General features: G+C 62.5%; 17 protein-coding genes and 2 pseudogenes. 4 read left to right on the forward strand and 15 right to left on the reverse strand.

The window, feature by feature from the left end; translation table 11 throughout:
- Positions 1 to 125 precede the first annotated feature (125 nt).
- Positions 126 to 803: pseudogene (locus Q8K05_RS05605) on the reverse strand (TetR/AcrR family transcriptional regulator); the annotation flags it as partial.
- A 112-nt stretch (positions 804 to 915) separates the two neighbouring features.
- Positions 916 to 1,836 carry a LysR family transcriptional regulator gene (locus Q8K05_RS05610; protein WP_305245531.1) on the reverse strand — a complete coding sequence of 307 codons (921 nt, stop codon included), beginning with the start codon at positions 1,834 to 1,836 and terminating at the stop codon, positions 916 to 918.
- A gap of 70 nt (positions 1,837 to 1,906) precedes the next feature.
- On the opposite strand from Q8K05_RS05610, the gene Q8K05_RS05615 reads away from it, so the two are divergent.
- From Q8K05_RS05615 to Q8K05_RS05625, 3 genes are read left to right on the forward strand one after another with little or no spacing between them, the layout of a single operon-like run.
- Entirely contained in the window at positions 1,907 to 2,911 is a 1,005-nt protein-coding gene (locus Q8K05_RS05615) for a 3-hydroxyacyl-CoA dehydrogenase family protein (RefSeq protein ID WP_370868776.1), read from the forward strand.
- Positions 2,908 to 3,729: a 3-keto-5-aminohexanoate cleavage protein gene (locus Q8K05_RS05620; RefSeq protein WP_305245532.1), complete on the forward strand. Its 822-nt coding sequence runs from the start codon at positions 2,908 to 2,910 to the stop codon at positions 3,727 to 3,729. Before Q8K05_RS05615 ends, Q8K05_RS05620 begins: the two co-directional genes overlap by 4 nt.
- A 54-nt stretch (positions 3,730 to 3,783) precedes the next feature.
- A complete protein-coding gene (locus Q8K05_RS05625) occupies positions 3,784 to 4,755 on the forward strand; it encodes a tripartite tricarboxylate transporter substrate binding protein (RefSeq protein WP_305245545.1) in 972 nt (323 codons plus the stop codon).
- A gap of 64 nt (positions 4,756 to 4,819) precedes the next feature.
- On the opposite strand, the gene slmA is transcribed toward Q8K05_RS05625, so the two are convergent.
- The 11 genes from slmA to Q8K05_RS05680 form a co-directional block, all read right to left on the reverse strand.
- A complete protein-coding gene (gene slmA, locus Q8K05_RS05630; protein WP_305245533.1) occupies positions 4,820 to 5,470 on the reverse strand; it encodes a nucleoid occlusion factor SlmA in 651 nt (216 codons plus the stop codon).
- A gap of 136 nt (positions 5,471 to 5,606) precedes the next feature.
- Positions 5,607 to 6,524 (reverse strand): acetylglutamate kinase, encoded by a 918-nt coding sequence (argB, locus tag Q8K05_RS05635; protein WP_305245534.1) that lies wholly within the window; start codon positions 6,522 to 6,524, stop codon positions 5,607 to 5,609.
- Between the two features lie 74 nt (positions 6,525 to 6,598).
- The gene (locus tag Q8K05_RS05640) at positions 6,599 to 6,883 is read right to left on the reverse strand and encodes a polysaccharide biosynthesis protein (RefSeq protein ID WP_370868777.1); all 285 of its coding nucleotides are present in this window, start codon (positions 6,881 to 6,883) and stop codon (positions 6,599 to 6,601) included.
- Between the two features lie 46 nt (positions 6,884 to 6,929).
- Positions 6,930 to 7,100 carry a DUF5615 family PIN-like protein gene (locus Q8K05_RS05645; RefSeq protein WP_305245535.1) on the reverse strand — a complete coding sequence of 57 codons (171 nt, stop codon included), beginning with the start codon at positions 7,098 to 7,100 and terminating at the stop codon, positions 6,930 to 6,932.
- Positions 7,097 to 7,315 (reverse strand): DUF433 domain-containing protein, encoded by a 219-nt coding sequence (locus Q8K05_RS05650; RefSeq protein WP_305245536.1) that lies wholly within the window; start codon positions 7,313 to 7,315, stop codon positions 7,097 to 7,099. Before Q8K05_RS05650 ends, Q8K05_RS05645 begins: the two co-directional genes overlap by 4 nt.
- 37 nt (positions 7,316 to 7,352) lie before the next feature.
- Positions 7,353 to 7,826 carry a hypothetical protein gene (locus tag Q8K05_RS05655; RefSeq protein WP_305245537.1) on the reverse strand — a complete coding sequence of 158 codons (474 nt, stop codon included), beginning with the start codon at positions 7,824 to 7,826 and terminating at the stop codon, positions 7,353 to 7,355.
- A gap of 106 nt (positions 7,827 to 7,932) precedes the next feature.
- Positions 7,933 to 8,205: a BrnA antitoxin family protein gene (locus Q8K05_RS05660; protein ID WP_305245538.1), complete on the reverse strand. Its 273-nt coding sequence runs from the start codon at positions 8,203 to 8,205 to the stop codon at positions 7,933 to 7,935.
- On the reverse strand, positions 8,183 to 8,419 hold the full coding sequence (locus tag Q8K05_RS05665; protein ID WP_370868778.1) for a BrnT family toxin: 237 nt from the start codon (positions 8,417 to 8,419) through the stop codon (positions 8,183 to 8,185). The genes Q8K05_RS05660 and Q8K05_RS05665 overlap by 23 nt, the downstream gene beginning before the upstream one ends.
- Before the next feature lie 70 nt (positions 8,420 to 8,489).
- A complete protein-coding gene (locus tag Q8K05_RS05670; protein ID WP_305245539.1) occupies positions 8,490 to 8,702 on the reverse strand; it encodes a hypothetical protein in 213 nt (70 codons plus the stop codon).
- 268 nt (positions 8,703 to 8,970) lie between these two features.
- The gene (locus Q8K05_RS05675; RefSeq protein ID WP_305245540.1) at positions 8,971 to 9,273 is read right to left on the reverse strand and encodes a hypothetical protein; all 303 of its coding nucleotides are present in this window, start codon (positions 9,271 to 9,273) and stop codon (positions 8,971 to 8,973) included.
- 111 nt (positions 9,274 to 9,384) lie between these two features.
- A complete protein-coding gene (locus Q8K05_RS05680) occupies positions 9,385 to 9,918 on the reverse strand; it encodes a hypothetical protein (protein ID WP_305245541.1) in 534 nt (177 codons plus the stop codon).
- 401 nt (positions 9,919 to 10,319) lie between these two features.
- Here Q8K05_RS05680 and Q8K05_RS05690 point away from each other — a divergent pair, with 401 nt between their 5' ends.
- The gene (locus Q8K05_RS05690; protein WP_305245542.1) at positions 10,320 to 10,484 is read left to right on the forward strand and encodes a hypothetical protein; all 165 of its coding nucleotides are present in this window, start codon (positions 10,320 to 10,322) and stop codon (positions 10,482 to 10,484) included.
- A 19-nt stretch (positions 10,485 to 10,503) separates the two neighbouring features.
- Here Q8K05_RS05690 and Q8K05_RS05695 read toward each other — a convergent pair.
- Positions 10,504 to 12,411, reverse strand: a pseudogene (locus tag Q8K05_RS05695) (polysaccharide biosynthesis protein).
- Between the two features lie 177 nt (positions 12,412 to 12,588).
- Positions 12,589 to 13,041 (reverse strand): sugar transferase (locus Q8K05_RS05700; protein ID WP_305245543.1); only part of this gene is annotated, 453 nt, incomplete at its 5' end.

Here is a 13,041-nt window from a genome sequence, read left to right on the forward strand (position 1 = left end):
CCCCCCCCCCCCCCCCCCCCCCCCCCCCCCCCCCCCCCCCCCCCCCCCCCCCCCCCCCCCCCCCCCCCCCCCCCCCCCCCCCCCCCCCCCCCCCCCCCCCCCCCGCCCAGGAAAGCGCGGGCCGAAGCAGGGGACGCCACCGCGTCCTCACGGCCACCCCGCCCCAGAATGTTGGAAAAAGCCGTGTTGGCGCGGGCTATGGAGCCGGGGGTCTTCAAGAAACGGGCTTCGTAATGCAGCGCCAGAATGAGCCCGTGAATCTCGAAAGCGATCTGGTGCTCGTCGGCGTCAGCGCGCAAATGGCCCGCCTCCTTGGCCTGCGCCACCGCCCGGTTCAGGGCCGCGAGCCAGGTCCGCACGGAGCCCGCCAGCGCATCGCGCACCGGGCCGGGCCGGTCGTCAAATTCAACGGCCCCGCTGATGTAGAGGCAGCCCGAATCGATTTCGACCGAGGTGCGCATCATCCAGTTGTGAAACAGCGCGCGCAGACGCGGCAGGCCGCGCGGCTGCTGCAGCGCGGGGAAAAAGACTTCTTCCTCAAAGCGGGCGTGGTATTCGCGGATCACCGAGATCTGCAGCTCTTCGCGCGACCCGAAATGCGCAAATACGCCGGACTTGCTCATGTGCATGACTTCGGCCAGCGCGCCAATACTCAGGCCTTCCAGGCCAATCTGCGTGGCCAGGCCCAACGCGGCATCCACAATGGCGGCCTTGGTTTGCTGGCCTTTGTGCTGGCTTTTTGGAATCGTTGCGCTCATGGACTGAGCATGCGCGGTTTTGACGGTGAGTTTATTGACGGACATGGCACTGCAAAAAAATAATAGTACGACCGTGCTATTTTGCAGCAAATTCATGCGTCTTGCGCGACGCAGCGCTACTTATTTCCAGGCACCCGCCTCTATGTTGCCCTCGGGTTTACCCTTGAATTTTCTTGACCTGGCGGGCCATCTCTTCGCGCAGCACCTCAACCAGGGCGGCGGCGGCCGGTGACAAGCTGCGATAACGCCGCGTCACCAGGCCGATGGGGCGCGCCATGTCAGGCGCGATCAGGGCGCGACGCACCACGCCGGGCAGGGGCGCGACCGCCGCCGCCAGCTCCGGCAGCGCGGCCACCCCGAGACCGCAGGCGACCATGGCCGTGATGGTGGCCAGGTGCTCGACCTCGTAGGTCGGCGCAAAACGGATGCGGTGCTGCAGCAGCGCGGCGTCGGCGTACTGGCGCACGCTGGCCGGCAGCGGCATCGAGATGTGCGTCAGCCCCGCCACGTCCATCCAGCGCAGCGGGCCACGCCCTTTGGCCAGCGTGTGGCCAGGCGGGATCAACAAAACAAAGCTGTCGGAGGCCAGCGGCGTGTAGTCGAGGTCGGCATAGGCAGGATTGGCGGCCGTCAGCGCAAAGTCAACCTGACCGGCCCGCACCAGGTCAAACGCCGGGCCCGACAGGGTGTCAAACACCTGAAACTGCACGCCCGGGTACAGCGCGCCGTAGCGGGCGCAGGCAGCGGGCACCACGGTGGCGGCCAGCGACGGCAGCGCGGCCAGCCTGACATGCCCCACCTGCAGCTCGGCCACATTGCGCACGGCACGCACGGCCTCGGCCGTCTGGGTGCGCAGCAGCAAGGCCTGCTCGGCGAACACCTGGCCAGCAACCGTGAGCTGCACGTTGCGGGTCGTGCGGTCGAACAGGCGCACCGCGAGCGCTTCTTCAAGCCGCGTGATGACGCCGGACACCGCCGACTGCGACAGGTTCACCTGCACGGCGGTGCGGCGAAAACTGAGGGTGCCCGCCAGGGCCAAAAAGACGTCGAGCTCGCGCACCGACCAATTGATCTGCATAGCCGATCAGTTTATCTATAAAAACGGTTGGACGCTGCAATCTTGACCTCCTAAACTTCAAGCAACCTCAATGAAAGACGTCCTTTTGAAGCTGCTGCCTACCCATCCCAAAAACACCCATGCCGTCGTTGTAGGCGGCGGCACCATGGGCGCCGATGTCGCCGTGGTGCTGGCGCGCGGCGGTTGCCGCGTGACGGTGATCGACCCAGACCGACCCAAGCGCGAGCAATTGCAGGCCCATGTGCGCCAAGCCCTCACGCCCCTCGGACTGGAGCGGCGCGCAGAACGCGTGGCGGCCGTGCCGGCACTGGCGGCGGTGAAGTGGGACGACGTGGCCCTGGTGGTCGAGTGCATTCCGGAAAATCTTTCCATGAAGCAGCAGTTGTTTGCGCAGCTGGTGAAGTGCGCACCCGCCACCACCGTGCTCACCAGCAACAGCTCCAGCTTCCCGATCAGCGCGATTGCCCAGAGCCTGGACGCGCGCCAGCGCATGCTGGGCCTGCACTTTTTCATGCCGGCCCACCTGGTGCCGCTGGTCGAGGTGGTGCTTGGTCCCGATACCGACCCCGCACAGGCCGACCGCCTGTGCGCGTTCATGCGCGGCTGCGGCAGCGTGCCGGTGCTGGTGCGCAAGGACAAACCCGGCTTTCTGGCCAACCGCCTGCAGCACGCACTGGCACGCGAAGCCTTTGCCATGATCGACGAAGGCATTGCCACCCCTGAAGATGTGGACGCGGCCGTGCGATTCGGCTTCGGCTTTCGCTACCTGGCCGCCGGCCCGGTGCTGCAGCGCGACCATGCCGGGCTGGACGTGCACTGCGCCGCCGCCGCCACGATGTACCCGACGCTGAGCAACGCCAGCGAGCCCGCACGCGTGCTGCGCGAGCGCGTGGCGGCGGGCCGGCTGGGCATGAAGACAGGCGCCGGTTTCTACGACTGGCCCGAAGAACGCCGCCAGGCCGAGCAGGCCCGTTACAACCATCTGCTGCAGCAGGGACTGGCGCTGCTGGCCGATGAACTGCCCCCGATTGACACCGACGACCTGGACGCTAACACCGCCACCACCGCACCATGAGCACCCTTCCCCTGATCCTGACCGTGGCACCCAACGGCGCCTACAAGCAGCCCGCAGACCATCCGGCCCTGCCCATCACCCCCGCCACCCTGGCCGCCACAGCGCGCCAATGCCTGGACGCAGGCGCGGCCATGCTGCACCTGCACATCCGCGACAGCGCAGGACGCCACAGCCTCGACGTGGCGGGCTACCGCGACGCCCTGGCCGCTGTCAGGGCGGCGGTGGGCGACGACATGGTGCTGCAGGTGACCAGCGAGGCGGCACGTGTCTATGAGGCGCCAGCGCAAATCGCCATGGTGCGCAGCCTGCGGCCCGAGGCGGTTTCCGTAGGCCTGCGCGAGATTGACCAGCCCGCCATCGGCGACGTGGGCCTGGCTGATTTTTTTGCCTGGCTGGTGCGCGAGCGCGTGATGACGCAGGTCATTTTGTACGACGTGAAAGACCTGCAGCGCTGGCAGCAGCTGCGCACGCAGGGCGTGATTCCCGACGGCCGCTGGTCGGTGCTGTTTGTACTGGGACGCTACAGCGCGGGACAAACCTCCGCCCCGCGCGACCTCGTGCCGTTTCTCCACGCACACACCGGCGACGAGCCCTGGTCGGTGTGCGCCTTCGGTGCCACCGAACACGCCTGCGTCATGGCGGCCGCCGCCATGGGCGGCCATGTGCGCGTGGGCTTTGAGAACAACCTGACGCTCAGCAACGGCGAGCCTGCCCCGGACAACGCGGCACTGGTGGCGCAAGCGGCCCAGGCAGCCGCCTGCCTGGGCCGCCCGCTGGCCACCGCGCAGCAGATACGCGCACAGTTTTGTGCCGCCTGACCCCTGTTTAATTGACGACCCAAAAAAGGAGACACCTTGAAACGATCCACCTTCATGAAAAGCCTGGCCACCCTCGGCCTCGGACTGAGCACCCTGACGGCACTGCCGGCGCTGGCGCAGGACGCCTACCCCGGCAAACCGATCCGCTTCATCGTGCCCTACCCGCCCGGCGGCCCCACGGATCTGATGGCCAGGCTGCTGCAGGTCGAGCTGCAGACCCGGCTCGGCGTACCCATCGTGATTGAAAACAAGGCCGGCGCCGGCGGCAACCTGGGAAGCGGCGAAGTGGCCAAACAAGCCCCCGCTGACGGCTATACCCTGCTGCTGGCAGCCAGCGGCCCCATGGCGGTGAACGCCACGCTGTACCGCAGCATGTCCTTTAATCCCCTCACGGACCTGACGCCCGTGATCCAGATTTCGTCTTTCCCGCTGGTGCTGGAGGTCCACCCCAAGCTCGGCATCAAGAGCGTCAAGGAACTGGTGGCGGCAGCCAAAGCGCCGAAGTCGGAGCTGAGCTTTGCCTCCGCGGGCAACGGCACGCCGCAGCATCTGGCGGGCGAGTTGTTCAACAACCAGATGAACATCAAGATGACGCACATCCCTTATCGCGGCGCGGGTCCTGCGCTCAACGACCTGTTGGGGGGGCAGGTGAACGTGATGTTCGACGTACTTGGCAGTTCGCTGCCCTACATCCAGACCGGCAAGCTGGTGCCCCTCGCCGTGACGTCCGCCAAACGCAGCGCCTCACTGCCCGATGTGCCGACCATGCTTGAGGCCGGCATCCCCGGCTACGAGTTCAGCGCCTGGCACGGTGTCGTCGTGCGTGCCGGGACGCCGGTGGCGATCATTGACAAGCTCAACGCGACGTTCAACCAAATTTTCAGCACCCCCGGTTTCCACAAGAAGTGGGAAGCGCTGGGCACGCCGGTCGTGGGCGGCACGCCCGCGCAATTCGGGGAACTGATCCAGAAAGAGTCGGTGCGCCTTGGCAAGCTGGTCAAGGACTCCGGCGTAACCCTGGACTGATATCCACTTGCGCCAGTCCGGGACTGGCGCAGGACTTTAGTGTTTGAAAGCCATCAAGGCAGGCTCAAGCCAGAATCGCGGCCAGGCTGGCTTCCAGGTGCTCGGACGGCAGGCGTTTGAAGCCCGAGCGGGCAAAGCGCTGCAAACGGCCCACCATGAAGGCCACAACCACCGACGCGCGGACCTGCGCGTCGACTGTGGGCGCGACCGCTCCGGCGGCCGCAGCTGCATCGCGCAGGCTTTGTTTCAAGCTGGACTCCAGCTTGTCAAAGAACTGGTTCATGCGCGCTTGCAAGCGCTCGTTTTCAAACACCAGTGCGTCGCCCACCATCACGCGCGCCATGCCGGGATTTTTTTCGCCGAACTGCAGCACCATGGCCACCAGCTTGCGGGTGCGGCCCGCCGGGTCAGGCTCGCGCGCCGCGATCTGGTTAACCAGCGTGAAAACACTTTGTTCCACGAAATCGATCAGCCCTTCGAACATTTGCGCCTTGCTGGCGAAATGGCGGTAAAGCGCCGCTTCACTGACTTCCAGTTTGGCGGCCAATGCAGACGTCGTGATGCGTTCTGCGCCCGGCTGCTCCAGCATGGACGCCAGCGCCTGCAGAATCTGAACCCGGCGCTCACCCGGCTTGGGCCGCTTGCGCGCTACCGGCTCGGCAGAAGTTGCCGCGGCAGGCAGGCTCAGTTCGGGTTCAGACGCCAGGTCGGACATAAGAGGGGTGTATACAAAAAGAGGACTGTTGCAAAAAAACGGGAATCGTTGCAAATGATTCTCGCACAGCCCCATCACGCCCCGGGCGCGGGTTTTCGCCCACTGCCCCCGAAAAAATCCCAAAGACGGCCAGCACCTAATGCGAGCGAATCATCGTCCCGTAGGCCTGGTCGGTCAGAATCTCCAGCAGCATGGCATGCGGCACCCGGCCATCAATGATGTGAACCGAGTTGACGCCGCTTTTGGCCGCATCCAGCGCGCCTTCTATTTTGGGCAGCATCCCGCCCGAAATCGTGCCATCGGCAAACAGCGCATCAATCTCCCGGGCGGTCAGGTCGGTCAGCAACTCGCCGGCCTTGTTCAGCACCCCCGGAATGTTGGTCAGCAGCACCAGCTTTTCAGCCTTGAGCACGGTCGCCAGCTTGCCCGCCACCACATCGGCATTGATGTTGTAGCTTTCGTTGTTGTCGCCAAAGCCAATCGGGCTGATCACGGGAATGAAGGCATCATCCTGCAGCGCCTTGACCACGCTCGGGTCAATGCTGACGATCTCGCCCACAAAGCCGATGTCGTGCTCCTGGGTCGAGTCGTCCTTGTCCAGCATCTTGAGTTTTTGCGCCCGGATCAAGCCGCCGTCGCGGCCCGTCAGGCCCACCGCCTTGCCGCCGGCCTGGTTGATCAGGCCCACGATGTCCTGCTGCACCTGGCCGGCCAGCACCCACTCCACCACTTCCCTGGTTTCTTCATCGGTCACGCGCATGCCCTGAATGAAGTGGCCCTTCTTGCCCAGGCGGTTCAGCGCCGCTTCAATCTGCGGACCGCCGCCATGCACCACCACCGGGTTCATGCCCACCAGCTTGAGCAGCACCACATCTTCGGCAAAATCCGCCTGCAGCGCCGGGTCGGTCATGGCGTTGCCGCCGTATTTGATGACGATGGTTTTGCCATGAAACTGGCGAATGTAAGGCAACGCCTGCGCCAGGATTTCGGCCTTGTCGCGCGGGCCAATGTGGGACAGATCAGGGTCAGTGAAGTTGGAAGGGGGTTTTGTCATTGCAGCTTGCCTTGCAGATGGAAAAAATAACGATGAATTGTGCCGCATGCACCCCGAAGTCCTTCCGGGCCGCATCAGCCCGGCTGGTAACCCTGCACCAGGCGCTTGAGCAGGGCCTTGATGGCGGGTACATCGTCGGCCTGCGCCGCCACGCCCAGCGCCTGCAGTTCGGGCGTCAGTTCAGACCAGGGCAGACAGGGCTCATGGGCTTTCATGATGCGCGGATGGGCCGTGGGTTCGGGGTTGTCGCCAATCAGCAGTTCTTCGTAGAGCTTTTTCCCCGGCCGCAAGCCGGAAATATGGATCGCGATATCGCCCGTGGCTGCGCGCGACTGATTTCTGGTCTTGAGCCAAATCACCTTTGGAGGCTGACCCCAGACTAATGAAAGCTCTTCAAAATCAGCATCACGCGTCACGCGTCACGATGACAAAGCCATGGTCTTTGGCGGTGTGCCAAACCACACGGTCCGATGCCGCTTCGAGCCCCAACAGCACCACTTGGGAACTGCCGGGATAGTCATGCTGGAGAAACGGGATCAGCCGGCGGGACAGGTTTTCGTCCAGCAACAACTTCATTGCACAGCCAGCGAATAGACCTTGTGCTCACGGTCTGCCGCGAAGGCAAGAGCCGCCAGAATATCCTCGGGCTCCAGCTCTGGAAAATCCTCCAGAATCTCTTGCTGCGTCATATTGGTGGACAACATGGACAGCACGTCATACACCGTGATCCGCAGGCCGCGTATACACGGCCTGCCGCCCCGCTTGCCGGGCTCCAGGGTAATCCTGTTCATATTTGCTCCAGTCATCATGTCGGTGATCGATTTTGCATCAAACCCCGCAAGCAGTTTTACGCACACCCGCCGCCACCCGCCGCAAGCCCTCATCCAGCGACAGCGGCGGCGTCCAACCCATGTTGTTATACACAAGTCTGTTTTGCACCAGGTCAAGTGCCTGCTGGCTTGGCTCCTTCCCCCTCTGGGGGAAGGTTGGGTTGGGGGCTGGCGAGGCAAGCATTCGTTCATCCGGACTATGGCGATGCAAGGCAGGCCGAAAGACAACAGCAAGCGCACCTGCTTTATTTGAAAGAATTGCAAGTGCACAGAGCCCCCATCCCGGCCTTCCCCCAAAGGCGGGAAGGAGTAGAAACGGGCAGCCAGAACCGTCAGAAGGCCAGCGCGGACTTGTATATAACGACATGCGCCAACCCAGCAGGCGCCGCGTTTTTTCAATATCCACCTGCAAAGACCCACACAGGCGCTGCGCCACATCGGGCTTGCCCACCATGGCGGCCGCCAGTTTCAAAAATAAGAAAGCTCCTACTTTAATAGCTACTCACGATTGACTAGCAAGGGCTAGAGGAACAAAAGCTTTAAATTAATTGGAATCTGACCCCAATTAACGCTACCACTTATACAGGCGAATGCGTGCGCAGCCAGTCTTTCAGCGCCGCATCAATACGCGTCTGCCAGCCGTCACCCGACGCCCGGAAGGCTTGCACCACATCGGGAGACAAGCGGATGGTGGTGGACACCTTCGGTGGTGCTTTTTGCGGCCCACGCCCGCCCAGCTTGGCCTGCAAAGTTGCGGGTAGGCGGGAGAACGATATGGCGGTTTTGATGTCCTGCGCCGTCCATTCTGGGTTGTCATTGTCAATCAGTTCAGGATTTGGTTTCTTGTTCATACATCAGTACCTCACGCTTGTTGGCCCTACGAAAGCTGATGACCCGAATGCCCGTAGCGGCTTCAGCAAACACCAGTGCATGTATGCGGCCGTCAAGGTAGCCCAGTGCGCGAAGGCGAATCTCGCCATAGTCGCGCCGGGTGTCTTGCCTAAAGACCGCAGTCTCAAAATAGAAGTTCGCAACCCGCTCAAACGACAGACCTCGGTCACGGATGTTGGTGTCGTTTTATTGGCGTCGAACTCGATGTGCACAAAACAAATTGTAGTAACACTTTTGCAATTCGTCAATCTTTTTTGTCATCGCACAGCGCCTTCTCTGGGCTTGCCATCAAAAAACTGGCCCCTTCCGGGGGGTCATCCCCGCCGCCGCCCGCCGCCCGCCGCAACCCATCATCCAGCGACAGCGGCGGTGTCCACCCAAGCAAGCGGCGCGTTTTTTCAATATCCACCGGCAAAGACCCGCACAGCCGCTGCGCCACATCGGGCTTGCCCACCATGGCTACCGCCAGTTTCAAAAATAAGAAAGCTCCTACTTTAATAGCTACTCACGATTGACTAGCAAGGGCTAGAGGCATGTCGTTATACACAAAATTTCTGACAGGCTCTGGCCTTCTGAAGGTTCTGGCTGCCCGTTTCTACTCCTTCCCGCCTTTGGGGGAAGGAGCCAAGCCAGTAGGCACTTGACCTGGTGCAAAACAGACTTGTGTACAACAACATGGGCTAGGAGTCTGGGCGCCAGACGGATTTCAACGGGCGCGAATTGATTCATAGACCGCTCATGCGGTCTGGCTCATGGTGAACACCGGTGCAGTAAAGAACCGGCTGACCGGCAAGCGCCCGCACCTTGTTTAACTGGGCGCGAACCTCGCCGAGACGCGGCTTATCAGCAGTTTTTCGGTCGATCGCCAACAGGACAAAATGCCCCAGCAAATCCAGTTCATTGATCTGAAATGCGTCCCGCAGGAAATATGGCAGTTCAGATTCCCGCGCCCATAGTCGAACCTCTGGAGCGGGAATGCCCAAGACTTCTTCAAGGTAGTGTTGAACGGCGGTATCCAGTGTCAGCACGGCAAGTCCATCAAATTAACCAAATTAACGCACGACAACATAGCCAATGTTAACGTGCAAAATAAAGTTATACAACATCGCAAGGCCGCAGGTCGCGGCAATCCATCCCCCTCACAGCGGGCAAGCAAACGTATCAGGCCGCGCCCGGTCAAACACCTCGTTAGCCCACAGCATGACGATCATCTCGTCAGCGCCGATGTTGGTGATGTCGTGCGTCCACCCGGGTACGGTTTCCACAATCTCGGGTTTGTCACCCGTGATCACCAGCTCATGCGCCTGGCCGGTTTGCATGTGGCGGAACTTGAAACGCGCCTGACCTTTGATTACGAGGAACTTCTCGGTCTTGCTGTGGTGGTAGTGCCCGCCGCGAGTAATGCCGGGGTACGCCGTGAAGTAAGAAAACTGCCCGGCGTCGGGCGTTTTGAGCATTTCCACAAACACCCCGCGCGGGTCGGCATGTTGCGGCACGGCATAAGCAAACAACTCGACTGGCAGGTAGCTCACGTAGGTGGCATACATCGCACGCACCAGCCCGGTGCCCACGCGCTCGGTCATCAGCGTGGCTCGGCTGTCCTTGAAAGCCTGAATCTGCCGCGCCAGCTCGCCCACGGTGGCCGGCGCTGCTGCCGCACTCGGGCGCCGCATCAAGCTTGAACTGGCGCCAGTCTGAACTTGCGCACAGGGATTTCAGTTACCAGATGCGCGCCGGTGCAAAACCCGATCCAGCACCAGGTCGAATATTCTTTTTCAGGGTTTTTACATCCCCGCCGCCGCCCGCCGCAACCCCTCGTCCAGCGACAGCGGCGGTGTCCACCCAAGCAAGCGGCGCGTTTTTTCAATATCAACCTGCAAAGACCCGCACAGCCGCTGCGCCACATCGGGCTTGCCCACCATGGTAGGTCGGGTTAGCGAAGCGTAACCCGACATCGGCGCTTGCTGTACCCCGGACACGTCGGGTTACGCCCCTTGGGCTAACCCGACCTACAAACTCACCGGAACCAAACGCGCCGGGCGGCCCATGGCGCGCCCCGTCCCGGGAAACAATCGTGCGGTTGGCGACCGAATTTGCATCCGCCACAGACCAGAACGCCTTTGCCCAGCTGCTCAACGATGCGCTCCAGCAGCTGCACGAAGGCAGCGTGGCGCGTTACCGGCTCAAGCGTTCCGATTTTCTTGCCTGGCAAGCCATCAGGAACACTACGCCGTTGTGAGGGCGCGCTCAAGACTGCATCAGCCCGGCTGATAGCCCTGCACCAGGCGCTTGAGCAAAGCCTTGATGGCCGCTACATCGTCGGCCTGCGCCGCCGCGCCCAGCGCCTGCAGTTCAGGGGTCAGTTCAGACCAGGGCAGACAGGGCTCATGGGCTTTCATGATGCGCGGATGGGCCGTGGGTTCGGGGTTGTCGCCAATCAGCAGTTCTTCGTAGAGCTTTTCCCCCGGCCGCAAGCCGGAAATATGGATCGCGATATCGCCCGTGGCCGCGCCGTCTTCGCGCACGGTCAAGCCCGACAGCTCAACCACCCGGCGGGCCAAATCCATGATCTTGACCGGCGCGCCCATGTCGAGCACAAAGACGTCGCCCCCCACCGCCATGGCGCCGGCCTGCAGCACCAGCTGCGCGGCCTCGGGAATGGTCATGAAATAACGCGTGACCTCGGCGTGGGTCACCGTGAGCGGGCCGCCTTCGGCCAGCTGCCTGCGAAACAGCGGCACCACGCTGCCACTGGAGTCCAGCACGTTGCCAAAGCGCACCATGGTGAAGCAGGTGTGGTTGGTTTGAGGCACGCCAGGCACGGCGGTGCCTTCATCAAAGGCCGGCGCACGGTCGCCCGCCAAGGCCTGCAGCACCAGCTCGGCCATGCGTTTGCTCGCGCCCATCACGTTGGTGGGCCGCACCGCCTTGTCGGTTGAAATCAGCACGAAGCGCGCCACCGAGTTCTCCAGCGCCGCCCGCGCCATGTTGAGCGTGCCAAACACATTGTTGACAATGCCTTCCCCGGCATTGCCCTCGACCATGGGCACATGCTTGTAGGCTGCGGCGTGGTACACCATGGCCGGACGGTAGCGCTTGAACAGAGCCGACATGCGCGGATAGTTGCGCACGCTGCCCAGCAGCGGCACCAGCTCGGTGGACAGTTCCCCGGCAGCGCACAGGGCCTGAAGCTCCTGGTGAATGGCATAAAGCGCAAATTCACTGTGTTCCACCAGCAGCAACTGGCGCGGCCGCTGCAGCACGATCTGGCGACACAACTCACTGCCAATGCTGCCGCCGGCACCGCTGACCAGCACCACCTGCCCGGTCAGCTCGCGCGCCAGCAGGTCCGCATCGGGCGGCACTGCGGTGCGGCCCAGCAAGTCTTCCACATCGAGCTCGCGAAAGTCACGCACCGTGACCCGGCCACTGGCCAGGTCGGCCCAGGCGGGCAAGGTGCGAATATGCACCGGCAAACCGCGCAGGCTTTCAATAATGCTGTTGCGGCGTTCCCGGGTGACGCGGGGCAGGGCCAGCAAGATGTCGGTGACCTGGTGCCTGGCCACGATGTCCGGAATCTGGGCAGGGCCAAATACCGGCGCGCCATTGATGCTGCGCCGCATTTTGGCGTCGTCGTCGTCAATAAAACCCACCAGCTTGTACTGGCCGGTAATGCCGATGGCCGTGGCCGTCTGCACGCCCGCGCTGCCCGCGCCATAAATCAGCAGGCGCCCTTCGGACTGCCGGGCCACCCTGCCAGCGTCAGACAGCCAAAAGCGCACCAGCGCACGGCTCGTGCCCACCAGCACCAGAAAAATCAGCGGTTGCAGCAAGCCAATCGTGCGCGGGATGCCCGGCCACTGGTTCCAAAGCAACAGGGCCAACAGCACAACCCCCTACACCGCCACCGCCTGCGCCGTGGCGACCAAAGCGGCCAGCCCGGTGTACCTGAAAATGGCACGGTAAAGCCCGAACCGGATGAACACCGGAATCGCCAGCAGAGGGGCCAGCCCATAAGCAACCCATTGCGTCCCGGAAGGCTGATGCAGCATGTCCAGCCGCAGCGAAAACGCCATCCACATGGCCACCACCGCCATGACCGTATCAAACGCCATGACCAACAGAAATTTGGCCACACGCGGCCACTTGAGCACTTGACTACGCATGGGCACCTGCGTCTAAACGGGCCGGTTTTGCTACGGTCAAGTGTGCTCGGTCTGGGGGCATATTTTTATCTTCCGTCATCATTTCATCCTCATTGACTCGTTGTTTTTATAAACTGCGTCAGCTTGCCATGGCCGCACCGCGCGTCAGCGGACCGTTCAGGAATTAACAGCCTGCCTTCAGTGCGAAACGCCATCCCGACGCAACACCTTGACCAACGTGAGCCACAAAATACGGATGTCAAACCACAGCGACTGCCGCTGAAGATACGCCACATCCAGCTTGACCTTGTCAGGAATCGGCAACTCGTCGCGCCCATTGACTTGCGCCCAGCCCGTCAGCCCCGGCACCAGCTCATGCACGCCGTGCTGGGTGCGCAGGGCAATCAGGTCATGCTGATTAAACAGCGCAGGCCGGGGGCCGACAAAGCTCATGTCACCCACCAGAATGCTCCACAGTTGGGGCAACTCGTCCAGGCTGCTCTTGCGCAAAAAAGAACCAATCGGCGTCAGGTGCGCCTTGGGATCTGCCAGCAGGTGCGTGGCCACCGCTGGCGTGCCCACCCGCATGCTGCGGAACTTGGGCATTTTGAAAATTTTGTTGTGGCGCCCTACCCGGTCGGACCAGTACAA

The sequence above is a fragment of the Polaromonas sp. genome, assembly GCF_030682935.1.
Lineage (GTDB): Bacteria > Pseudomonadota > Gammaproteobacteria > Burkholderiales > Burkholderiaceae_C > Polaromonas.

Excerpts from the sequence above, each read along its gene's own strand:
- Q8K05_RS05610 (WP_305245531.1), bottom strand. The coding sequence starts at position 1,836 with ATGCAGATCAATTGGTCGGTGCGCGAGCTCGACGTCTTTTTGGCCCTG.
- Q8K05_RS05615 (WP_370868776.1), top strand. The coding sequence starts at position 1,907 with ATGAAAGACGTCCTTTTGAAGCTGCTGCCTACCCATCCCAAAAACACC.
- Q8K05_RS05620 (WP_305245532.1), top strand. The coding sequence starts at position 2,908 with ATGAGCACCCTTCCCCTGATCCTGACCGTGGCACCCAACGGCGCCTAC.
- Q8K05_RS05625 (WP_305245545.1), top strand. The coding sequence starts at position 3,784 with ATGAAAAGCCTGGCCACCCTCGGCCTCGGACTGAGCACCCTGACGGCA.
- slmA (WP_305245533.1), bottom strand. The coding sequence starts at position 5,470 with ATGTCCGACCTGGCGTCTGAACCCGAACTGAGCCTGCCTGCCGCGGCA.
- argB (WP_305245534.1), bottom strand. The coding sequence starts at position 6,524 with ATGACAAAACCCCCTTCCAACTTCACTGACCCTGATCTGTCCCACATT.
- Q8K05_RS05645 (WP_305245535.1), bottom strand. The coding sequence starts at position 7,100 with ATGAAGTTGTTGCTGGACGAAAACCTGTCCCGCCGGCTGATCCCGTTT.
- Q8K05_RS05650 (WP_305245536.1), bottom strand. The coding sequence starts at position 7,315 with ATGAACAGGATTACCCTGGAGCCCGGCAAGCGGGGCGGCAGGCCGTGT.
- Q8K05_RS05660 (WP_305245538.1), bottom strand. The coding sequence starts at position 8,205 with ATGAACAAGAAACCAAATCCTGAACTGATTGACAATGACAACCCAGAA.
- Q8K05_RS05670 (WP_305245539.1), bottom strand. The coding sequence starts at position 8,702 with ATGGTGGGCAAGCCCGATGTGGCGCAGCGGCTGTGCGGGTCTTTGCCG.
- Q8K05_RS05680 (WP_305245541.1), bottom strand. The coding sequence starts at position 9,918 with ATGCGGCGCCCGAGTGCGGCAGCAGCGCCGGCCACCGTGGGCGAGCTG.